Origin of the sequence: Gemmobacter nectariphilus DSM 15620, from assembly GCF_000429765.1 — a bacterium.
GTDB lineage: Bacteria > Pseudomonadota > Alphaproteobacteria > Rhodobacterales > Rhodobacteraceae > Wagnerdoeblera > Wagnerdoeblera nectariphila.
In genome coordinates this window covers 40,556-62,165 of the sequence record NZ_AUCM01000016.1, presented here as the reverse complement: position 1 = coordinate 62,165, position 21,610 = coordinate 40,556, and the positions used below count along the sequence as shown (strand labels likewise).

Sequence of the window (21,610 nt, the reverse complement as noted above, 5' to 3'; positions counted from 1 at the left end):
CGCGGCTGGTTTGGCGACTTTGAGGAGAGTGGCCGCAACCGCTCGACCTGAGTTGAAGACAACCAGAACAAGCCGCTCGTGACCCATCCCAACTTTGGGAGCATGAACCAATTGTCAATCGCGCGATCAAGCGCATTTATAGTATCTGACCGAAGCTATTTGAACTCGGCCTAAATTATAGACGAACTAGCGGTGTCAACCAGCACTAAGAGAGCAATAGTGAGCTTACTAGAAAAAGCCCAAAAGTAGCCGCAGAGTTGCCAATGCGCACCCGTTAACTGACATCGCTCGATTATGAAACGCGCGGGGGGCACCTATGCGACTTCTCAGAAAAGTGAGTGAACTATCACACAATGTGCGATCAAGACTGGCTCTCCTCGCCACAACGCTTGCATTTCTTTCGGCTCAACCCTCCTTCGCGATCGATAACCGACAGACTGACACTGAAATGCTACCTATAGGGGCAGTCACCTCAGCTCCAGATGGGGCGTCAAATGTGTGCAATGTTTACGTTTGGGCTTGCGCGCAATCTGGTCGCACATTGAAGATTGGCGAGTTGCAACTTAGAGAGCTGCGGAAAGTTAATACTCGAATCAATCAGTCGGTTCGTTCGGTGAGTGACTTACAACAGTACGGTATCGCTGAACGCTGGACGCTGCCGACCAAAGGAAAGGGTGATTGCGAAGACTATGCCCTTTACAAGAAGTACGAATTGACGCGCGCTGGATTTCCGGCCGAGCAGCTACTGATCGCAACTCTTCTTGATTTGAACAGAGCGTCTCATGCTGTTCTCGTCGTGCGCACTGGCGCCAATGATCTCGTTTTGGACAACCTAACCAACAAGATCGTACCATGGCACAAGACAGGATACACCTTTTTGAGAATGCAGGACCCTCGGAAGCCCAAACGATGGGTTTCAGTTATGGCAGGGGGGATTTTCCTTAGGTGAGAGTGTATTGACGGGTGTTCTGTGACATACTTTTCAACTTGGTTGTGTTGAATCTCACAAAGGTTTTTTTGGACGCTTCAATTCCAGAATCTGATTGCGCACCAAGAGTAAGTCAGAGCGCGAAGTTTCAGCTCTCGAAACTGCCGGGCCTGGAAGAATAGCCCACGACCAGTCGGCGCAAGATCGATGCCCGTCGCGGACTCTCCGCGACGGGATTCTCATCTTTTTCGTTATTGCTTAGCTTCATCATTGACTGATCAGCCCTGTGACCTCGTCTCACGTATAGAGGAGAGAATGCTGCACTAAGGTAGAATGTTGCAACTGAGCGACGCTTGACCGTTGATCCTTTCGAGTTGCCAGCGTCGCGTTCAAACGCTACCCGAGACCCATTGGGTCAGAAGAAAACTGCGATGCCGATGACATGGTACTGATCCGGCGCGATGGCGAGCTTGAGGTCTATACCAGCTATCCGGCGGCCTGAGATCACATCCGTCTAGGGTCCGATCTTTGGCTGATGGTCTTCGACCAACACCGACTTATCCCTCAGAAGGAACCAACGATCTGGGCAACGGCGTCCTCGCTGTCCCACGCAAACGGGCCTTGAAGACGTCCGATCTCCCGGCTCTGCCGGTCGATCAGAAGAGTTGTCGGCAGGCCGATGAAGGCAAGGGCAAGCTGAACCCGCAGCGGCTCGGCCCAATAGAGCGGCAGATCGACGAGGCCGATCTCGTCGTAGAAGCGCCGCCCCCTTCCGATCCCCGCGTCGTCGATGCAGAGCGGAAGCACCGCGAAATCCGCGCCGCCCAGCCGGGACTGGAGCCGGTCAAGTGTCGGCATTTCTTCCCGGCAAGGTGGGCACCAGGTCGCCCAGATGTTCAAGAGCATCACCCGGCCGGCGAAATCGTCGAGTTTCCGCGTTGTGCCTGCTTCGTCGAGGATCGGCGGGGACAGCAGCGGTTGCGGGTCCTCGCGCAGCCGGAAGGGCGGGCGCGCCTCGGCGGACCCTGCAAGGAAGGGCGCGGCGAGGGCACCAAGGACGGCACGGCGTCCGATGAGTGTTGGCATGGGTCCGCTCTCTCCGGGAAAGGGCCCGGACCCGCAGGCAGGCTGCGGGTCCGGCCGTGCGTCAGGCCGACACCGCGAACTCGGTCATCATGCCGGTCGAAAGGTGCGGCATGTGGTGGCAATGCAGCATCCACCGCGCCGCCTCGCCCGCGTCCACCGCGACCGTCACCATGCCCATCGGCGGCACATGCACGGTGTCGCGGACCGCGCCTGCGATCCGGTCCATGCCGACACCCACTACCTGGAAGGCGTGGCCGTGCAGGTGCATCGGATGCGCCATCATCGACATGTTGTGGAACATGATCTCGACTCGGTCGCCGGATTTCGCAGTCACCGGCACATGGGACCCCCAAGTCTGGCCGTTGATCGTCCAGACATAGGGCATCATGGTGCCGCCCAGCATCAGCATCGGCTGCGAAGCTGGCGCGCGTTCGGGCAGCGGGCTGACGGCGCGTAGAGCACCCTCCTGCGCCAGATCGCCGCTGAAGGCGGGATGGTCGGCCTCCGACATCTCGGCGATCCTGGTCACCGCCGCCCCCGGCGTGGCGAGGATGACACCCGTCCTTTCCTTGGCACCTTCGCGCAGGGCAAGGATCGGGAAGGCCCCGCCCTCGCCCGGCACGTCCAGTTCGATATCCAGCCGCTGGCCCATTGCGACGCCAAAGCGGTTGCCGGGCAAAGGTCGGACCGGCTCGCCGTCCACCGCGACTAGCCGTCCCGGCAGCGCGCCAGTGTCGATCCAAAACACGGTGGCGGCCGCAGCGTTGATGACGCGGACAAGGATGCGCCCACCTTTGTCGACCTGAACCACTTCGGGGTCGTCCAGCGTGCGATCATTGGCAAGATAGGCGTCGAAGTTGTAGTCGTTCAGGTCCATCGCCATGCCATCCATCCCCGGCATCGCCATCATGTCCCCCTGACCCATGGCACCCATGTCCATTCCGGAATGGTCCATGCCGCCCTGCCCCATCTGGCCATGATCCATCCCGGCCATCGACGCGCCGCCGGTGATCTCGGCCAGCACCTCGGCAGGTGGCTTGAAGGAAAAGTCGTGCAGGAACAGCGTCACTTCCTGCCGGTCGGCAGCAACGTCCTCGGGCCGCCGCACGACCAGGGGTGCTGCAAGCAGCATCATCTCGTGCGCCGGGATGTGGGCGTGCATCCAGTGCGTACCCGGTCGCGCGGCGAAATCGTAGGCGCGGTTTTCGCCGGGTTGGAGGACCGGCATCGGCAGGTCGGGCACGCCGTCCTGCGCATTGGGCGGAATCTGCCCGTGCCAATGAATGATCGTCGGCTCGGCCAAAGTGTTTGCCAGATCGACCGCGAAAGCCTGGCCCGGATCGAGGACAAGGCCGGACCGGCCGGCGCCATCCAGAAGCCCCCACACGGTTGCGGCCTTGCCCCGCACGTCGATGGAGCGGGTGGTGGCGGTCAGCGACATTCGACCGGACTGGGCCCGGACCCGAGCGGGAAGCATCAGCGAGGCGGCCGTGGCCGCAGAAGCGGCCAGAAAGCCGCGGCGAGAAAAGGGCGACATACGAATTCTCCTGTATCGCGTCGTGAATTGGACAAGCGGTCCCCGGCGAATGCCGCAGCCGCAGGCTCAGATCACGGCGATCTTCGGAGGCGGACCTGGGGGCGGAATGGCCAGCGAGGCGGCAAGGATGTCGACACTAGCCTCCACATCGGAGGACCGCGCGACAGTTTCCGCAACCCGGTCCGGCGCAGGAAAGGTCGCCGCTGCGAAAAGGCAGTGCTGTTGGCAGATCAGCTGCTGTGTCAGGTCCTTCGGGCCGTCAGTCGCGGGCATGTGCGCCAGATGGCCGGCCATCGCCATCATCTGTGCATGGTCAGCCTGAGCTTGCTGCCCTTCGCCGAGAGCCAATACGGGAATGATCGCCGCAAAGACGTAGGCGGCGAGGATCAGGACATGCATGCGAAATGTGAGGAACGCCATGCTTGGGACAATTATCAGGATAGCCTGCTTCCGTCACCTGACAGTTTGGTGTCCCTGAGGGGCACTCTGATCTCTAAAGCTGCGGCATCAATGCCGAGTTTCCGAATTCCCTGCCCCACTATCGCAGAGTTTACTGGAATCCGTCGCAATTGCGCAGAACCTGCGCAAAACGCGGGACAGTGAATCGATGTGGAAACTTCTGTTCGCCATGGCGGCAATCCTTGGCCTGGCATCCTGCGGTGCCGAACCGATCTGGGCACCCGAGGAGGCCGTGGCCGCCGCCCGCTACGAGCATCCCGGCCCGACCTCGGTCACGCTCTTCACGGTCCTCTCGACACGCAGCGGAGCGGGAGCGCATGCGGGCCTGCTCATCAACGGATCGCAGCGCGTGCTGTTCGATCCGGCTGGCACCTGGCGGCATCCCCGGCTGCCCGAGCGCAACGACGTGCACTTCGGGGTCACCTCGAAGATGGTGGATTTCTACATCGACTACCATGCCCGCGAGACCTACGACGTGGTTGAACAGACTATCGAGGTATCGCCCGAGGTTGCGGCACTGATCATGCAGCGGGCAATGGCCTATGGCGCGGTGCCGAAAGCAAACTGCACCATCGCGCTGTCGCGGGTGCTGGAAGGGGTGCCCGGATTTGAAAGCCTGCCGATGACCTGGTTTCCGAAACGGATGATGGAGGGGTTTGCCGAGTTGCCGGGCGTCTCCGCACGGACGATCACCGACGACGACGCCGACGAGAACCACGGGGTTCTGCTGGTTCAAGCCGGGGACCCGCGGCTGGAGTAGCATTTCGGTGATCAGTCGCCGGGTTCATCAGACTTTGCTCGCCGATCCCCGCACTTGCAGCTATGTTTCCCGTAAAGTTCCAACGAAAGGCCGACATCATGACACTGTCCCGGCGCAAGGTTCTCGCCGCCGTTCCTTGGCTGGCCGCCATTGCGGCTACCCCAGCACTTGCCGAGGGCGACGAAGCCATCCACGTCGTCAAGGACCCCGGCTGCCCCTGCTGCAACGGGTGGATCGGACATCTGCGCGACAGCGGCTTTCGGGTATCCTTCGAGGAACGCAGCATCGAAGAGCTTGCGGCGTTCAAGCGCGAGCGTGGCATTCCGGAAAACCTCGCGTCCTGCCACACCGCCACCATCGGCGACTATACTGTCGAGGGGCACGTTCCCGCCGCCGACATCCGCCGTCTTTTGGCTGAACGACCCGTCGCCGTCGGTCTCTCCGTGCCTGGCATGCCCTACGGGTCACCCGGCATGGGACCCGAGACCGAGCGCGAAGCCTATGACGTCATCCTTGTCGGGTTGGACGGCAGCAGTAGCGTCTTCACGAGCTACCCTGCAGCCTGATCCCGTTCAGTCGTGCAAGGACTGCCCAGAACCAATGACGCCTTGCGCCATTGGTTCCCGGGTCACCAGGACAGACCGGATTCGGTTGACCTCCAGGCGTTTAGCAGTGCTTCCTTGGGTACCACACCGTCCAACGGTCTGACTGCGGCGTCGAGCCTGCGAGCCGAATGATAGGCCGTCCCCGCCATTACGCCGGGCGCTGCGCCATAGGCGAGCCGGTAACGCGACACAAAACCGTCGGTTCCGTCTGCGCTGTCCCACCCATCCGGCAGTACGAACTGCCGCAAGACCGTGCTTGCCGAGGCATACGCGCGCGCGGCGTCGCTGGCCGCGGGTTCGGCGCCAATGACAATGACGACATCGGTCGGCTCGTCGGGCGTACCGAACAGTCCTTCGACCAGCCCCGCCGCATCTCGTGGCAGCGGCAGCAGTTGCACATCAACCCCACCGAGATGTCCGTCCGATGTTTCGTTGGCGTGCCCGTCCCGTTCGTCGGCCGCTAGGAGGAAACCGCGCACCGCTTCTGCCAGACTTGCGTCAACGTCCTCGCCGACGACCAGAAGGCCGACGGTGAATGAATGCGCCGAAGCAATCCCTGTCAAGGCGATCCACAAAGTGGCTGCCACGACGGAATGCCTGATCCGGCCCAAGACCGTCTCGGTGATCGTGAAAGGCCGCTGAAGTCGGAAACCGAAAAGACGCGTAAGACGGATACTCATTCGGCGGCCCGCGCGGCGGCTACCACCTCGGCAAGCTGAGCCTTCTCAACAAAGCCCGGAATCAGTTGATCACCCACCACGAATGACGGTGTGCCGTTGAAGCCGAGAGCCTCGGCCAGACGTAGCGACGTGGCGATATGTTCCTCGACTTCGGGCGATTGCATGTCGACCTTGAGCTGCTCGACATCGAGTCCGACCTCGCCCGCGATCCGCAGCACCGACTGCTCGTCCAACTTCGCCCGCGCACCCATCAGTGCATTGTGCAGTTCAGCATACTTGTTCTGCTTCCGTGCAGCCAAAGCGGTCCGCGCCGCGATCGCTGATCCTTCGCTGAGGATTGGCCATTCTCTCAGAACAAGACGGATGTTTCCGTCCTCGGCCAGCAGGGCGTCGATTTCAGGCATCGCGCGTTTGCAATAGGGACAGTTGTAATCGAAGAACTCCACCACCGTCACGTCGCCTTCCGGGTTGCCGAGGACCGGAGCGTTGGGGTCGCGCTCCAGCAGGGCGCGCTCGTCGGCCAGGGTCGCGGCAACGGCGGCAGCTTGGGCCTCTGCCTGGCGCGCCTCCAGCGTCTGGAGAGCCTCGAGCACAAGCTCCGGGTTCTCGCGCAAGGTTTCGGCGACCAGTTCCTTGATCCGATCTTCCGTAATCTCCTGCGCCAGGGTGAGGCCGGGAGCGAAAACGAGCGTGATAGCAAACAGGATTGACGTGACGCGCATGGGAAGAGCCTTGTGTGACGGATGAAGATTTTGAGTTTCAGGCGGTCTGCACCCTCTAGTCCCTGGAGAGGCAAGCGGGAATTGGGAGGTCGGTGGCCTTACTTGCGGCTTCAAGGCGAACCTGCTTCCATCTGGCTGCGTTCAGCCTGTGCGGCACGAATGCGGTCGGGCCAGGTCGACCGGATATAAGCGAGGACGGCCTCGATGTCGTCCTCGGTCAGCTCACCGCCAAACCCGGGCATGCCGGAGGTGAAGTCGACCCCCATATCGTCCAGCACCGCCTGCCCGCCGCGACGGATGTAGTCCCGCAGCATCGCGTCCCCATGGTGCCAGGTGTGGCCCGTCTCGTCGTGGGGCGGCGCGGGATAGGTGCCGTCCTCCCTCGCCGACTGCCAGTCCGGCTGCCCTTCCAGGTTGGCACCGTGACAGGACGCGCACTTGGCCGCGTAAATGACTCGCCCGTCTTCGATGTCGGGCGCATCATGGAAGAACGCTCGCGCGGGAACCGGCGGAAGAACTAGGGCGACTGCGGTCATGGCGACCCCAAGAAAGCTTCGGCAGGACACCCTTCTGAGACGGTGCATCATGTCCGGCTCACCGTGGCGGTGATGCCGTCCGGCGGCAGGATGCGTTCGGACAGCAGGGCGAGGTCCTCCCGTATGCGCGCCCTCTGCGATGCCGGATAGGCGTCCTCAGGCGGCAGGCCGCCATGCTGTGCAAACAGCATGATGTCGCGCGCAATTGGCGCCGCTGCCGTTGACCCGCCACCGCCGTGTTCCACCACGATCGTGACAGCAAAGCGGGGCGCGTCAAAGGGTGCAAAGGCCACGAACAGCGCGTGATCGCGCCGGTTCCACGGCAGCTCGTCCTGCGAGCGGACGCCTGCCGCCCGCTCGGCAGCGGTGATCGAGAAGACCTGGCTCGTTCCCGTCTTGCCGGCCATCGCCAATGTCGGATCGGCGATCCGCGAGGAATAGGCCGTCCCGCGCTCGTGGTTCGAGACCTCGAACATGCCCTGTCGCACAATGGCCAGTGCATCGGCCGACAGACCGAGCGGGGCCGGAGCAGCCGTATCCTGGTCCTGCCCGGTACGCGGTCGCACCAGTCGGGGCAACACGGCGGTCCCCGAAGCCAGTCGCGCCGTCATGGTGGCAAGCTGGATCGGCGAGGCGAGCGTGAAGCCTTGCCCAATCGAGGCATTGATGGTGTCCCCGATCAGCCAGTCCTGCCCGTACCGTTCCTGCTTCCAAGCACGCGATGGATTGTTGCCGTGCGCCATGCCGGACAGCGGAAGGTCGTACTTCTGGCCAAGCCCCAGCCGGTCGTTCATCGCGAAGATGCCGTCAATGCCGATGCGCTGCGCGACCTCGTAGAAGTAGACGTCGCAAGACTCGCGCAGCGCGCCGACCATGTTCACTCGGCCATGACCACCGCGCTTCCAGCAGTGGAACCTTCGGCCGGAGATCTCGACATAGCCATTGCAGGCGACAGTCTCTTCCGGGTCCATCAGCCCGGTTTCCAGCGCGGCCAGCGCATTCGACATCTTGATCGTCGATCCAGGTGGATACGCGCCCTGCACCGACTTGTCGGCGAGCGGCCGATACTCGCTGTCTCGGAGCGCATTGTAGTCTCGGCTGGAAATCCCACGCACGAAAAGGTTCGGATCAAACGAGGGGGCGGACGTGCAGCCGAGCAGATCGCCGTTCGTCACATCCATCACGATCGCGGCCGCGCTTTGGCCTTCCAGCCGGACGCGCATGAAGTTCTGCAAGTGGTGGTCGAGCGTGATCTGCATGTCCGGGCCCGGGGTGGCCGGATCGAGAGCGAGTTCGCGCATTGTGCGGCCGGACACGTTGACCTCGACGCGGCGCGTGCCTGGCAAGCCGCGCAAGGTGCGTTCGTGGCTTCGTTCAACTCCTGTCTTGCCTACTTCAAAATCGGGCAGGCGGAGCAACGGCTCATTGTCAGCCGCTTCGTTTTCCAGATCGCTGTCGCTGACTGGCCCGACATAACCGACCTGATGCGCGAAATCCGGCCCGAAAGGATAGACGCGCGACAGGACCATCTCGGGCTGCACACCGGGAAGGACAGGTGAGTTCAGTGCCACGATCGACAATTCTTCCCACGTGACGCGGTCTTTCACCGTTACCGGCACGAAGGCTCGAACACGGTCGATCTGCTCCTTGACCTTGGAGACAGTCTCTGCGTCCAGGCCGAGCAGCACCTGCAGCTTTTCCAGAACGTCGTCGACATCGCGGGCTTCTTCCTTCACCAGCGTGATGCGATATGCCTGCTCATTGTCCGCAACGATTTTTCCAGCCCGATCAAGGATGCGCCCCCTGTCCGGTCGCACCAGCCGCAGGCTGATCCGGTTTTCCTCGGCCAGCAGGTAGTATTGCTCGGCATCACGGACGCTCAGTTGCCACATCCGGACACCAAGGACGCCCACCACTGACGTCATCGCACCACCAACGATCAGTGCCCGGCGGGTTGTCTTTTTCGCCGCCTGCACGAGGTCACGTTCCGATCTACGCATGGCTTCCCTGCTCTCTTTGCGGCTCAAGAGCAGCCTTGGCGCGAATCGTACGCAGGTAGGCCCCGGTGCGGAGCCCAAGGACGATCACAACCAGCCCGACGAACCAGTACTGCAGGGGGTTCGGCTCTGGTGTCGCCCGGTGGAAGCTCAGGAAATGCATGAACAGGAAATAGGCAACATGGACCACGGTCAGCCACCACATCGGCAGAACACCCATCTGCAGGAACTTCCATCCCGAGACGCCAAGACGGCGCATCGCGAAATCGCTGGAGGTTGCCGCCAGCAGTGCCGCGAGGACCAGCGCAGCGATGCCGATGGCATTGGCGAGACCGAAGCCATGCTGGTACATGACATAGGCCAGAAGTTCGGGATGCCATTCGAACCCTAAGAGCCGCATCAGATCCCATTGGACCCAGCCGACGAGGATGATTGATGCATGCACAAGTACTAGAAGGCAGCCGTAAATGCCCATCTCTCGGCGGAAGGGCAGAAGCGGAACCGCCACCCGCAGGAAGCGTGTCAGCGGCCCTAAACCCATCGACAGGGCAATCAAGACGAGCGAGGCATCACCGAACGCGCGGTTCCAGCGGTGCATCGGGCTCCATTCCGCATGAACCGAAGCAAAGCCGATCAAGAGACCCGTCGCGACCATGGCCACAAGCGCGTGTCGGACCATCACCTTCCGCACAAGTCGGCGCATCCCAGAAAGCGAACCTGTTGAAGTATTCACTTTAGCCCTCCCATGGGAGGATTTTCGCTGCTGACGACGACGGCGGCACCTGCCCTGTCATCGCGAAACGCACGCCACGTCCTGAGCGCCGCCATGCTCATGATGATGACCCCGGCCGCGGCGAGCCAGGGCCTTACCGGGTCGAACCAAGCAAGCAACGCCGGTCCGCCGAAGATCAGCATCAGGATCTTGTTGCAGGTCGGACAGGCAATCCCGAGGAAACTCGCAAGACCGCCTGCCCCGGACGTCCGCAGTCTGCATCTGGGAACCCAGAGCGCGACTGTCACTCCAGCCAAGAGTGCCGTCAGGACGGTGGCCCCGAACTCCCACGGGCCGACCGGGGTCATGCGGACAAAGAGGGGGTTCGCCCACACTGCGGTCACCGTCCCGAGGACGGCGAACAGCGCGACACCGACGGCGGTGCCGCGAAGCCCCCTGCGCAGGGTGTCGTCCTGCTTTGCCTGTTGTGTCGCTCCGTCACTGTGCATCAAATTCAACCTCTGCACGATCCTCGCCAAAGCCAACACTGACCACCCAACGTCCAGCCATTGGCAACTTGAGATTTGCTCGCCAGACCCCGGCCTCGACTAACTGAAGCGGCGGATCAAAGTCGTCCATATGCATCTCCAACATCGCGAAGTTCACGTCCGGCCTCATGGCAGCAGATTCGATGGCATCGGCATCCGGTGTGAACTGGATCTCGAGGCGGACATCCCGGTTTCCGAGCGCATAGACCTGGACGTCGATCCGACCATCCGGAAGGACTTCCGACACTTCGGCTGTCGGCACGCTCTGATCCGCAACGGTGTCTCGCGGATCGAGTGTGCGCACCGTTGCCCAGATGAACGCGGCAACAAGGGCAAAGACGCACAGAGCAAGCGCCACTGCGAGCACTCTAGTTCTCATTGCCCATCTCCATTTGCGAGTGGTCCATCCCCGCCATCGGGGTCTCCGTGGCAGGAGGCGCGGGTTCCGGGATGTCCCCGCTGCCGTCGGGGTCGAGCAGGTAGGTCGCGATTGCCTCGCGGTCGGCGTCGGTGAGGTACGAGGTGCCCTCAGCCACGACCTCGGCCATGCTGCCGCCGAAAGCATCCCCATTGGGCAGCAGCCCCGACTGGAGCGCATAGGCGAGGTTCGCGACCGTCCAGCCGCCTTCCAGAAGGTCGGCTGTCAGGATCGACGGTGCCTTGCTGCCGCCGGGAAGGCTGTCGTTTCCGGCGAACCGGGCGGAAGCGTCCAGGCCGCCCGCAAGCGTTCGGCCGGTATGACAGGCTGCACAATGCGCCGCCCCTTCGACGAGCAAACGCCCGCGGTTCCAGGGCGATGATGTGCCCATCAGCGCATCCGTCTCCGGCGCGTCGAGGTAGGCAGCGCGCCAGAGCTTCAGCCCCGAGCGAAAGCTGAACGGAAACCCGACATCATGCGCCGGGGCAGCATCCGCAACCGGCGGAACGGTGCGGAACGCTTCCCACAGGTCGGCGATCTCCTGATCCGTGAAGCCTGCATAGAAAGAATATGTGAACACCGGATAGTAGGGGTCGCCCTCCGGCGAGATGCCTTGTCGAACAGCCCTGGCGAAATCCTGGATGGTCCAGGCACCGATCCCGGCGGTGGTGTGCGGGGTGATGTTCGGGGGCACGAAAGTGCCAAAGGGCGTGTCGAGAGGCGCACCTCCGGCGAGCGCCAGTCCCTTGGCAGCCGCGTTGGTGTGACAGGACACACAGCCGCTGGCACGGGCCAGATAGGCGCCGCGTTCTGCATCCCCGGGCGGGAACGCGGCCGGCTCCGGCGCGCCTATGGGCCATAGCGCCAGAACACCGGCCCCGAGGCTCGCCGCCACGGCCGGGAAAATGACGGAAGCGCGGATCAGACCCCGCATGGTCAGTTCCGGCCCGCGCGGTACTGCGAATGGCAGGACGAACAGGTGGCGCTGATCCGGGTGAAGAGGTCGTCAGCGGCCAGCGTCGTCAGATCGAACGCCAGCGTCGCCGGGTCCGATGTGCCACGCGCAACCAGGACCTCTTGGGTCCTTTCGCCGTAGCCCATCAACTCCGCTATCGTGAAGCCCTCATCTACCTGTGGTGCCGGGGTCATGGCCATCGCCGAGTGATCCATCCCGGCCATATCTCCGGGCGGCGGCAGCGCCGGGTCAAGACCGTTCGGGGCTGCCACGGCGAGCGCGTCAGCGTAGGTCTTCAATTCCTCGGCAAGTGCTGCGAAGTCCTGCCAGTCGGACCAGATCTCCGGCCTGGCGTAGGTCACCCCTTCGAGGCTGCCTTCCGGGAACAGCGACAGCATCGTCTCGCCCGCGTGACCAGCGATGACGCTCGCACCCTCCGACACGATAAATGTGTCGTAGGGGATCGTGCCTTGCATCATCGGCGCCAGCTCCGCCACCGTGTCCCGCATCGCCGTCATACCGTTCATCCGTTCCAGGACGACACCCGTCGCCCCGTTATGTGCCAGCGCCACTGCCGCGACTGCGGAAGCGGTAAGCGCCAAAGCGCCTGTCCATTGTAGTTTCATCTGCCTGACTGCCCTTGGTTTCTTGTTGTTGACCGATCCCGCGTCCCGCCTCCGGCGGGTCGCGCGGCTTGCGCAACTGTCTGGTGTCAGGCTTACAGAGATTGAACTGTCGACAGAGCTGCGGAGAGCCTATCGAACCGTCAGACGCACGTCCGGCCTGACTGTCAGATCCGGGTTCGGGGGGGAGGCAGGGTCACAGACGGGCCGCCGAAGCGGCGTTGCGACTGCGTCAGGTCCGGTCGCAGAGTGATCACGATTGAAAGGGACAATGCTGTGACCGGCCCCTCGGGCACGACGAAAACAGAACAGGCGAGGCCCGGGTGGCAAGCAGGTGCCGGCGCGGTCTCTTGCCCGGCGTTGCCCGCGACCTCGACCGACGTGCCGGGATGATGATCCTCGACCGGGCCCGCCTCTGCGGTCTGTCCGAGGACCAAGCCAAGCGTCAGCACCACGGACAGAAGCCACATCGACACGAACCGAAACGACCCGCGCGAAAACAGGTTCTTGAGTGGGTTCGGTGAGGTCGACGAAGGTTTCATCTTGCTAGATCAGCTTCACTTGCGTCCCGACCGGCGTCCGGTCGAAAACTTCCTCGATATGTTCGTTGTAGAGCCCGATGCAGCCGTTCGACGAGCGGCGACCGATCTTGCGCGTGTCGTGTGTACCATGGATGCGGTAGTATTGCCACGACAGGTAAAGGGCGCGGGTGCCGAGCGGGTTGGTCGGGTCGCCGCCAGGCACGAAGGCCGGCCATTCCGGGTTCCTTTCCCGCATCGACGGTGTCGGGGCCCAACTCGGGTTCACCCGTTTCTCGACGACCTCGGTATAGCCCCGGCGGGTCAGCTCGTCCGACAGCGGGACCGAGGTCGGGTAGAGGTACATTTGACCGTCGCTCGTCCAGTGCTGGAGGACCTTGGCCGTCGTGTCAGAGATGATGATCCCGACGCCCAGAGCATCGAAGTGATCCTGCCACTCATGGGTGCGAAAAGCCGAGATGTTGTTACGGACCGGGCCAGGCGTGTCTTCCGACGCGCTGGCGGCGCGACCGGTCACGAAAGGCGCGGCAAGTGCTCCGGCAACAAAAAGCCGTCGAGTGAATCGCATGTTCTGCTCCTTTTTGAGCAAGGTTTGCTTCCTTCCAACGTGGGAAGGTCAAACGGCTTTGCATCGCGGCCGGGTCACAAACAGGTGAATGCGTTGCGTTTTCGCCAATCCTGGAAGGAATTTGGTGCTTCACCTAGATGTGATCAGTCGGCACTTAGGTGAGAGGGCTATGCTCCAGCCATGCGGTTGATGATGGCCCTCCTGTGCAGTTTCCTCCTTCTCGCCACCCTTTTTGGACTGGCGCACTCAGAACGATCACCGCACGGAGTACATGCTGACGCACTTCACGCCCAACCCCTGATACCAGATGCTTTCTGCGGTGAGGGGTCAGGACACGGAACATGTCAGCTTGTTTTCCCCGGTGAGCCAGTGCCCGTCACTCTGATGTCGGTGGCCGGATCGTCGCATTTCGAGATCACGCCGGTCATGGGCTCCAGCCGCAGTTTGGCCCCCCACACGCCGCCGCCGCGATACGTCTTCTGAACGAACCCGGTCATTTTCGTTCCTCTCAGGAGATAGCATGATTTCCCGACGCTTCCTCATTGGCGGGGCCGCGCTTGCAGCGCTGTCCTCGCCCACCATCCTTCGGGCCCATACCGCAGAGCCGTTTGTGCTGGCCGACGAATTCCAGCCCCGCGAGGTGCGCGTCCGCGAGCAGCACGCGCCCGGACAGATCCTCGTGTTCCCGCGAAGCTTCTTTCTGTACCACGTCTTCGATACCGAGCGGGCGATCCGCTACGGAGTCGGTGTCGGCAAGGCCGGGCTTGCCTTCAGGGGGTCCGCGATCATCGAGCGCAAAGCCGAATGGCCGTCCTGGCGTCCGACGAACGACATGATCCGCCGCAATCCTGACCGTTATGCCCAGTTCGCCGATGGTGTCCCCGGCGGGCCGAACAACCCCCTTGGGGCGCGCGCGCTCTACCTTTACCGGGAAGGGCGCGATACCTACTATCGTATCCATGGCACGACCGAGCCGTGGTCAATCGGTCAGTCCGTCTCGAACGGTTGTATCCGGATGCTGAACGAGCATGTGATCCAGCTCTACGAACAGGTGCCGGTTGGAACACCGGTGACTGTGATGTGAACGTGAGGCGCCGCGACCTTCTCGTCTTCGGCGGGATCGTTGCCCTTATCTATGGTCTGCGTGCCCTTCCCTGGGACCGGCTCCCGGGCCGCGGGCCGCGCTATGCCGACATTGCGGATCTGCCGCCGTTTCGCCGACTTGACGGGGTTGGCCAGACCTCCGGAACACCGCTGGCCCTTGTCGGACTCGATGCGCCGCCTCAGGATGCAGACCAGCGCCGCGCGCGTGCCGAAGCGGTACGTGCTGACCCCTGCCTTGCCCTCTTTGGCAACAGCGGTTCTGAGGGGGTCATTCCCATTGCCTATTTCAGCGAGTTCCGCTGTCCCTACTGCCGGGCGCTGGAGCGAGACCTCGACACGCTGATGGCCGATCATCCTGCTTCCTTCTGGCTGGTTCAGCATGAACTTCCGATCTTCGGACCCGCTTCCGAGCTTGCAGCGCGGGCGTCGGTCGCTGCCGCGAAGCAAGGCAAACAACCAGAACTTCGGCGTCGGTTCATGCGAACACCTCTGGTCGCCGAAGAAGCCTCAGTCCTCAGGGTGGCGGCGGATATCGGCCTCGATGTCGATCGGCTGACCAAAGACATGGCATCTGCAGAGGTGCAGGAAGAGATGAACCGAACACGAGCGCTCGCCGATATCTTTGGCTTCATCGGCACGCCAGGTCTTGTAATCGGGCGGACCGTCCTGAATGGCGCAATCCCTTACGCGCTCCTTCGCCAGATTGTGGAAGACGAGGCTGCCCAGGCAGCGCCAGTTTGCTGACCCGATGAACACGCCGTCCCACATGCTGCTCGGGGCTGCAATCTTCGCACGACCCCTCTGCGTCGCAACCCTGGTGGCCGCGCTCGCAGGTGGGCTCGCTCCGGACCTTCCGATGTTTGCAATGGTCCTTTGCTCAACCCGCGTTTCGGGCATTCCGGAACATGAGGTCTTCAGCACACTGTTCTTTTCGGAGAGCTGGCAGGCTGTCTTCGCCGTGGACCACAGCTTTTTCGTCTGGGGAAGTCTGCTCGGGTTGGCACTCTGGCGCAGACAGCTGATCCTGCGCGCCTTCGCGGGCGCCGGTCTTCTGCATGCCCTTGCGGACTTTCTGACACATCACGATGATACCCGCCGCCAGCTCTGGCCTGTCTCGGACTGGGTTTTCCGCAGTCCGGTCAGCTATTGGAATCCGCAGTTCTACGGCGAGGCCTTCGGGATGTTCGAAGTTGCGCTGGTCGTGGGGCTGACCAGCTTTCTTTGCTGGCGTCTGGAAAGATGGCGCGACCGTGCACTGGTCCTTGCCGTTGCGGCGCCCCTGCTGGCGCCGGTCCTGCTCACCGGCAGCCTGCACGGGCTGCATGGCATGTGACCGGAGCGTCAGCCCCGATAGCGCCGCAAAAGCTGGGCGTTGATGGCGACGATTATGGTGGACGCCGACATGAACACGGCCCCGACGGCCGGCGTCATCAGGAATCCTGTGCCGAATGTGATCCCCGCGGCCATCGGAATTGCAAACGCATTGTATCCTGTGGCCCAGATCAGGTTCTGCACCATCTTGTTGTAGGTGGCCCGCGACAGGCCGAGAATGGCCTCGACATCACGCGGGTCGGAGCGGACGAGTACGACATCGGCTGATTCTACCGCCACATCCGTGCCCGCGCCGATGGCGATGCCAAGATCGGCCTCGACCAACGCCGGGGCGTCGTTGACACCGTCACCGACCATAGCAACCTTCAGTCCCCGGGCACGCAATTCCTTGACCCGGGCCGCCTTCTGATCGGGCAGGACCTGAGCGAAGTATTCGTCCAGCCCCAGCTCGGTTGCGACCGACCGGGCTACGCCTTCCGCATCACCCGTCATCATGATCGACTGCACACCCCTGGCTTTGAGGCGCGCCACAACATCGCGAGATTCCGACCGCACGATGTCGGCCAACGCGAAGAGTGCTTGCGGCTTGCCGCCCCTCACAAGGACAACAACTGTCTTGCCCGCCTCCTCCAGTGCCGCAAGGCGCGGATCTGTCACAGGGGTGTTCTGCCGACGCAGGTGGCCGGGGCTGACGATGGCCACGTCCTCTCCGTCCACCCGAGCGGTGACGCCGGCGCCAGTAATGCTGTGCAGCCCCTCCGGGGCGGGAAAGTCGATCCCCCTGGCCTTGGCATCGGCCACGATGCCTTGCGCGATCGGGTGCTGCGACTGGCTTTCGACCGAAGCTGCCATGCGCAGCGCCACTGCTGCATCGCCACCGTCGAGCATGACGATATCGCTGACCCCGAACCGCCCCTCGGTCAGTGTACCTGTCTTGTCGAACACCACAGCGTTCAGGTCGCGCGCCCGCTCAAAGGCTGCGCGGTCGCGGATCAGGAGGCCGTTTTTGGCCGCCAGCGACGTCGAGACTGCCACCACCAGCGGCACGGCAAGGCCAAGCGCGTGGGGGCAGGCAATGACCATCACCGTCACCATCCGCTCCAGTGCGAAGGTGACGCTTTCGCCCGCCCAGATCCACCAGACGAACGAACCCAGGCCGACGGTGATGGCGACCCAGGTCAGAACTGTGGCCGCGCGGGTGGCAAGGTCCTGGGTGCGCGACCGGCTGTTCTGCGCGGCCTTTACCATGGCGATGACCTGCGAAAGGTAGGTCGCCTCCCCAGTTGCCTTGACCTCGATGGTGACCGCGCCCTCGCCGTTGACCGCCCCGCCGATAACGGTCTCGCCGGCCGTGCGCGTCACGGGCTTCGACTCGCCCGTCAGCATCGCCTCATTGAACGACGAGACGCCGTCGGTGATCACGCCGTCCACTGGCACCTTCGCGCCCGGGCGGATCACCACCCGGTCGCCGGCGATCAGCGCCGCCACCGCCACCTCCTCGGTGCCGCCATCGGCCGTCACCCGCAGCGCGGTGTCGGGCAAGAGGCGCACCAGTTCCTCCAGCGCCCGCGATGCACCGAGAACCGACCGCATTTCCAGCCAGTGACCCAGCAGCATGATGGTCACCAGCGTGGCCAGTTCCCAATAGAACGGCTCACCACCAGGCAGGCCCAGCGTGACGGCGGCGGAATAGAAATACGCGGTCGAGATCGCCAGTGCGACCAGCGTCATCATCCCAGGACGGCCCGTCCGGATCTCCGGAAGCGCGCCAGTAAGGAAAGGCCAACCGCCCCAGAAGTAGATGATGGAGGACAGGGCAAGTGCGACCCACTCCTCGGCGGTAAACAGCGGCGTCATCCCCTGCCCCGCAAAGTCGCGCACCATGGGCGAAAGGATCAGAACAGGGATCGTGAGTACCAGCGAGACCCAGAACCTGCGCTGATAGTCGGCGACCATGTCGCCATGCCCGGCATGGTGTCCTGCATGTGCAGTTGCAGGTCTCTCATCAGTGGCTGCCGAAGCGCCCGACTGAACGTCGGCGGGCCCAGAGCCCGCTGCGATCCCATGTCCATGCTGATGATGCTTGTTCCGGTGTGCATCCGACATAGCTGCGCTCCTTTCACGTTGCCAGGGTGGATCAAGAGCCCCTGCCAGTCGGGCGGCGGGATGGCCGGGAGCAAGCCACCCCGCACGCCACTGAAGAGCCTTACAGGCCGCGTGCGGCGAGCCAGGCCTTCATCTCGGCAATCTCGGCTTCCTGAGCCGCGATCACCTCTTCCGCGAGCTTGCGGATTTCAGGGTCGGTTCCATGTTCCAGCTGGATCTGCGCCATGGCGACTGCGGCTTCGTGGTGCGGGATCATGCCTCGCACAAAGTCGACGTCCGCATCGCCTGTATATGGGACCATCATGTCGGCCATCATCTTATCCATGGCGGCGGCATAGGCCTGTGCGGCCGGATTGTCGGCGAGTTCCGGCGGGATCAGCGACGTGTGGCTCATCATGCCCATGTCTCCCATTCCGCCCATGTTAGAATGGTCCATCCCTTCCATGGTCTGGGCGATGGCAAGGCCGCCAACAACGGCAATGGCTGCTGCGGAGAGCACTACTGTGCGTTTTTTCATTTTCGGATGTCCTGTATTGTTTTGGATGCTTCAGGCAGGGGCGTAGCCAACCTTGGTCAGGGCCGCGACCAGCCGATCACGCGCAACTGCGGACGTGACTTCGACCTTCTGCGTGCTGGGGTCCGCCTTGACGTCGGCGGCCGGATCCACCGACTGGATCGCCCTCGTCACACTGTTGGCGCAACCGCCACAGGTCATGTTCTCGATATGGAACTGCATGAGTGCCTCCTTCAGGGTTTTGCCTCATGCGTCATCAGATAGGGCTTCCCACGGTTGTAAGGTCAAGCCCACAAAGCCGTGATGACGAATCTCAGGTTGCCCCTTGACCTTACCATAATGGGAAGCCGTATCTCATACGGCGGAGGCATCCCTGAAAGGAATTCCGTGATGAACATGCTCGCAAAGCAATCGTCTCGAATTGATACCGATCTTATGACGATCGACGTCGACGGGATGACTTGCGCGTCCTGCGTCGCACATGTCGAACGGGCTTTGAAAGCTGTGCCGGGGGTGACGACGGCATCAGTTAACCTTGCCACCGAGCGAGCCGAGGTTACGGGCGTGGCGCTCGATCGCGGTGCGTTGGTGAGGGCCGTCGAAGATGCGGGCTACGATGTGCCAGCAAAGCCCATCGATCTCGCTATCGAAGGCATGACCTGTGCCTCTTGCGTGGCGAGGGTCGAACGGGCGTTGGCATCAGTGCCGGGGGTAGCGTCTGCCACCGTCAATCTGGCTACCGAGCGGGCAACAGTGCGAGGATCGGCCGATGTGGCGGCGCTGACCCGAGCGGTAGCAGACGCGGGATATGACGCCCGCCCCGCAGCCCCAGCTATGGCTGCGCATGATGGCGCGACAGCGAAAAAGGCCGCAGAAGAAGCGTTGCTGAAGCGAGATGTTGTAATCGCTGCCGCCCTTTCGTTACCGGTCTTCGTTCTGGAAATGGGGTCGCACCTGTTCATGTCGGTCCACATGGCCGTAATGAACACGATCGGGATGCAGAACAGTTGGTATTTGCAGTTCGCCCTGACCTCGGCAGTCCTCTTCGGCCCCGGCTTGCGCTTTTTCCGCAAGGGCCTGCCTGCGCTTGCCCGCCTCACCCCCGACATGAACAGCCTGGTCGCCGTCGGCACCTCGGCCGCCTACGGCTATTCGCTGGTCGCCACCTTCGCTCCAGGGCTCCTGCCTGCCGGGACAACATATGTCTACTACGAGGCGGCGGCGGTGATCGTCACGCTGATCCTGCTCGGTCGCTACCTCGAAGCGCGCGCCAAAGGACGCACGTCCGAGGCGATCAAGCGGCTGGTCGGCCTACAGGCCAAGACAGCCCGGGTGATCCGCAGCGGCGGGGTGGTCGAGGTGCCTGTTTCCGAGGTGCGCCCGGGAGATGTCGTCGAGGTCCGTCCCGGTGAGCGGGTGCCAGTCGATGGCGAGGTAATGACTGGCGCAAGCTGGATCGACGAGAGCATGATTTCGGGCGAGCCGCTGCCGGTGGAGAAGACCGCTGGGAATGGGGTAACCGGCGGGACTGTAAACCAGACAGGTGCCTTCACGTTCCGCGCCACCGCGGTGGGCGAGGCGACGATGCTCGCTCAAATCATTCGCATGGTCGAGGCGGCACAGGGCGGCAAGCTGCCGATCCAGGCACTCGTCGACAAGGTCACGATGTGGTTCGTCCCGGTAGTGATGGCGCTTGCAGCACTGACCTTTGCCGTTTGGCTGATCTTCGGCCCCGACCCCGCGTTGACCTTCGGTCTTGTCAATGCCGTAGCCGTGCTGATCATCGCTTGCCCCTGCGCCATGGGCCTCGCCACGCCGACCTCGATCATGGTGGGCACCGGGCGCGGGGCCGAAATGGGGGTGCTGTTCCGCAAGGGCGAGGCGCTCCAGTCTCTTCAGGGAGTGAAGGTCGTGGCACTCGACAAGACCGGCACGCTAACCGAGGGCAGGCCGAGCCTCACCGACCTCGATCTTGCACCAGGTTTCGATCGCGCCGCCGTTCTGTCACTCTTGGCAGCCGTCGAAGCGAAGTCCGAGCACCCGATCGCCCGCGCCATCGTAAAGGCCGCAGAAGACGAAGGTTTGTCCCTGCCCGCCGTCACAGCCTTCGACTCCGTTACCGGCTTCGGCGTCACTGCACAGGCGGGCGGGCAGCGGATCGAGATCGGCGCTGATCGCTACATGGCCCGACTGGGGATTGACGTATCGCCCTTTGGGAATACTGCCGCTCGATTGGGAGACGAAGGCAAGTCGCCGCTCTATGCCGCCATCGACGGCAAACTCGCTGCCATCCTTGCTGTCGCGGACCCGATCAAGGAGACCACGCCAACGGCAATCCGCGCCCTGCACACTATGGGGCTGAAAGTTGCGATGATCACTGGCGACAACGCCCGCACCGCAGGCGCCATCGCCCGCCAACTCGGCATCGACGAGATCGTGGCCGAAGTGCTGCCGGACGGCAAGGTCGCCGCAGTCAAGCGACTGAAGGCGTTGGGACAGCTCGCCTATGTCGGCGACGGCATCAATGATGCCCCGGCCCTGGCCGAGGCTGACGTTGGCCTTGCTGTCGGAACGGGGACCGACGTAGCAATCGAGGCGGCGGACGTCGTGCTCATGACCGGTCGCCTGACGGCGGTATCGGACGCCATCGCGCTGTCCAAGGCCGTGATGCGCAACATCCGGCAGAACCTCTTCTGGGCCTTTGCCTATAACGCTGCCTTGATCCCTGTTGCCGCGGGCGTGCTGTGGCCGAGCTTCGGCGTTCTTCTGTCACCGATCTTCGCTGCCGCCGCGATGGCCTTGTCGTCGGTCTTTGTTCTTGGAAACGCCCTCCGGCTGCGGCGGTTCCAGGCCGCAGTTGTGCATTGAAGGAGGCATGATC

The 21,610-nt window shown here is 62.9% G+C and carries 25 protein-coding genes; 7 read left to right on the top strand and 18 right to left on the bottom strand.

Annotated elements, in window-relative coordinates; genetic code table 11:
• Nucleotides 1-316 precede the first annotated feature (316 nt).
• Entirely contained in the window at nucleotides 317-949 is a 633-nt protein-coding gene (locus G481_RS25520) for a transglutaminase-like cysteine peptidase (protein WP_084450963.1), read from the top strand.
• A 543-nt stretch (nucleotides 950-1,492) separates the two neighbouring features.
• Here the strand turns inward: G481_RS25520 and G481_RS0115285 are convergent.
• From G481_RS0115285 to G481_RS0115275, 3 genes are all read right to left on the bottom strand, one after another.
• Nucleotides 1,493-2,014 (bottom strand): TlpA family protein disulfide reductase, encoded by a 522-nt coding sequence (locus G481_RS0115285; protein WP_028030813.1) that lies wholly within the window; start codon nucleotides 2,012-2,014, stop codon nucleotides 1,493-1,495.
• A 61-nt stretch (nucleotides 2,015-2,075) separates the two neighbouring features.
• Entirely contained in the window at nucleotides 2,076-3,551 is a 1,476-nt protein-coding gene (locus G481_RS0115280; protein ID WP_028030812.1) for a multicopper oxidase family protein, read from the bottom strand.
• Between the two features lie 66 nt (nucleotides 3,552-3,617).
• Nucleotides 3,618-3,971 carry a hypothetical protein gene (locus G481_RS0115275; RefSeq protein WP_028030811.1) on the bottom strand — a complete coding sequence of 118 codons (354 nt, stop codon included), beginning with the start codon at nucleotides 3,969-3,971 and terminating at the stop codon, nucleotides 3,618-3,620.
• Between the two features lie 187 nt (nucleotides 3,972-4,158).
• Here G481_RS0115275 and G481_RS0115270 point away from each other — a divergent pair, with 187 nt between their 5' ends.
• Both G481_RS0115270 and G481_RS0115265 read left to right on the top strand, forming a co-directional pair.
• Entirely contained in the window at nucleotides 4,159-4,770 is a 612-nt protein-coding gene (locus tag G481_RS0115270; RefSeq protein WP_028030810.1) for a hypothetical protein, read from the top strand.
• A gap of 98 nt (nucleotides 4,771-4,868) precedes the next feature.
• On the top strand, nucleotides 4,869-5,336 hold the full coding sequence (locus G481_RS0115265; protein WP_028030809.1) for a DUF411 domain-containing protein: 468 nt from the start codon (nucleotides 4,869-4,871) through the stop codon (nucleotides 5,334-5,336).
• A gap of 62 nt (nucleotides 5,337-5,398) precedes the next feature.
• Here G481_RS0115265 and G481_RS0115260 read toward each other — a convergent pair whose 3' ends face one another.
• The 12 genes from G481_RS0115260 to G481_RS25980 all read right to left on the bottom strand — a co-directional run bounded on the left by G481_RS0115260 (nucleotide 5,399) and on the right by G481_RS25980 (nucleotide 14,170).
• Nucleotides 5,399-6,055, bottom strand: coding sequence for a hypothetical protein (locus tag G481_RS0115260; protein WP_028030808.1), 657 nt, complete (start codon nucleotides 6,053-6,055; stop codon nucleotides 5,399-5,401).
• Complete coding sequence (locus G481_RS0115255) at nucleotides 6,052-6,777, bottom strand: DsbA family protein (protein WP_051294565.1); 726 nt, start codon at nucleotides 6,775-6,777, stop codon at nucleotides 6,052-6,054. Before G481_RS0115255 ends, G481_RS0115260 begins: the two co-directional genes overlap by 4 nt.
• Nucleotides 6,778-6,887: 110 nt before the next feature.
• Entirely contained in the window at nucleotides 6,888-7,313 is a 426-nt protein-coding gene (locus tag G481_RS0115250; protein WP_232622705.1) for a c-type cytochrome, read from the bottom strand.
• A 47-nt stretch (nucleotides 7,314-7,360) separates the two neighbouring features.
• Entirely contained in the window at nucleotides 7,361-9,313 is a 1,953-nt protein-coding gene (mrdA, locus tag G481_RS24030; RefSeq protein WP_035026287.1) for a penicillin-binding protein 2, read from the bottom strand.
• The gene (locus G481_RS24025; protein WP_229825818.1) at nucleotides 9,306-9,989 is read right to left on the bottom strand and encodes a ferric reductase-like transmembrane domain-containing protein; all 684 of its coding nucleotides are present in this window, start codon (nucleotides 9,987-9,989) and stop codon (nucleotides 9,306-9,308) included. The genes mrdA and G481_RS24025 overlap by 8 nt, the downstream gene beginning before the upstream one ends.
• A 50-nt stretch (nucleotides 9,990-10,039) precedes the next feature.
• Nucleotides 10,040-10,531 carry a hypothetical protein gene (locus G481_RS24020; RefSeq protein ID WP_051294564.1) on the bottom strand — a complete coding sequence of 164 codons (492 nt, stop codon included), beginning with the start codon at nucleotides 10,529-10,531 and terminating at the stop codon, nucleotides 10,040-10,042.
• On the bottom strand, nucleotides 10,521-10,937 hold the full coding sequence (locus G481_RS0115230) for a FixH family protein (RefSeq protein WP_028030805.1): 417 nt from the start codon (nucleotides 10,935-10,937) through the stop codon (nucleotides 10,521-10,523). Before G481_RS0115230 ends, G481_RS24020 begins: the two co-directional genes overlap by 11 nt.
• A gap of 1 nt (nucleotide 10,938) precedes the next feature.
• Nucleotides 10,939-11,922: a cytochrome c gene (locus G481_RS24015; RefSeq protein WP_235933394.1), complete on the bottom strand. Its 984-nt coding sequence runs from the start codon at nucleotides 11,920-11,922 to the stop codon at nucleotides 10,939-10,941.
• A 2-nt stretch (nucleotides 11,923-11,924) separates the two neighbouring features.
• Complete coding sequence (locus G481_RS0115220) at nucleotides 11,925-12,569, bottom strand: c-type cytochrome (protein WP_028030804.1); 645 nt, start codon at nucleotides 12,567-12,569, stop codon at nucleotides 11,925-11,927.
• A gap of 164 nt (nucleotides 12,570-12,733) precedes the next feature.
• Nucleotides 12,734-13,108, bottom strand: coding sequence for a hypothetical protein (locus G481_RS0115215; protein ID WP_154664632.1), 375 nt, complete (start codon nucleotides 13,106-13,108; stop codon nucleotides 12,734-12,736).
• A 4-nt stretch (nucleotides 13,109-13,112) separates the two neighbouring features.
• Entirely contained in the window at nucleotides 13,113-13,673 is a 561-nt protein-coding gene (locus G481_RS0115210) for a L,D-transpeptidase (protein WP_028030802.1), read from the bottom strand.
• A 344-nt stretch (nucleotides 13,674-14,017) separates the two neighbouring features.
• Nucleotides 14,018-14,170: a hypothetical protein gene (locus G481_RS25980; protein ID WP_154664631.1), complete on the bottom strand. Its 153-nt coding sequence runs from the start codon at nucleotides 14,168-14,170 to the stop codon at nucleotides 14,018-14,020.
• Between the two features lie 23 nt (nucleotides 14,171-14,193).
• On the opposite strand from G481_RS25980, the gene G481_RS0115200 reads away from it, so the two are divergent.
• Genes G481_RS0115200 through G481_RS0115190 form a run of 3 tightly spaced genes read left to right on the top strand, consistent with a single transcriptional unit; the run spans nucleotide 14,194 to nucleotide 16,110 of the window.
• Nucleotides 14,194-14,757 carry a L,D-transpeptidase gene (locus G481_RS0115200; protein ID WP_028030801.1) on the top strand — a complete coding sequence of 188 codons (564 nt, stop codon included), beginning with the start codon at nucleotides 14,194-14,196 and terminating at the stop codon, nucleotides 14,755-14,757.
• A 2-nt stretch (nucleotides 14,758-14,759) separates the two neighbouring features.
• Nucleotides 14,760-15,521 carry a DsbA family protein gene (locus tag G481_RS24010; protein WP_161630531.1) on the top strand — a complete coding sequence of 254 codons (762 nt, stop codon included), beginning with the start codon at nucleotides 14,760-14,762 and terminating at the stop codon, nucleotides 15,519-15,521.
• A gap of 4 nt (nucleotides 15,522-15,525) precedes the next feature.
• Nucleotides 15,526-16,110 (top strand): hypothetical protein, encoded by a 585-nt coding sequence (locus G481_RS0115190; protein WP_028030800.1) that lies wholly within the window; start codon nucleotides 15,526-15,528, stop codon nucleotides 16,108-16,110.
• 8 nt (nucleotides 16,111-16,118) lie between these two features.
• Here the strand turns inward: G481_RS0115190 and G481_RS0115185 are convergent, their stop codons facing one another.
• From G481_RS0115185 to G481_RS0115175, 3 genes are all read right to left on the bottom strand, one after another.
• Entirely contained in the window at nucleotides 16,119-18,065 is a 1,947-nt protein-coding gene (locus G481_RS0115185) for a copper-translocating P-type ATPase (RefSeq protein WP_035026285.1), read from the bottom strand.
• 250 nt (nucleotides 18,066-18,315) lie between these two features.
• Entirely contained in the window at nucleotides 18,316-18,732 is a 417-nt protein-coding gene (copM, locus tag G481_RS0115180) for a CopM family metallochaperone (protein ID WP_028030798.1), read from the bottom strand.
• 30 nt (nucleotides 18,733-18,762) lie between these two features.
• Nucleotides 18,763-18,951, bottom strand: coding sequence for a heavy-metal-associated domain-containing protein (locus tag G481_RS0115175; RefSeq protein ID WP_028030797.1), 189 nt, complete (start codon nucleotides 18,949-18,951; stop codon nucleotides 18,763-18,765).
• A gap of 174 nt (nucleotides 18,952-19,125) precedes the next feature.
• On the opposite strand from G481_RS0115175, the gene G481_RS0115170 reads away from it, so the two are divergent.
• A complete protein-coding gene (locus tag G481_RS0115170; protein WP_375155719.1) occupies nucleotides 19,126-21,597 on the top strand; it encodes a heavy metal translocating P-type ATPase in 2,472 nt (823 codons plus the stop codon).
• Nucleotides 21,598-21,610 lie beyond the last annotated feature (13 nt).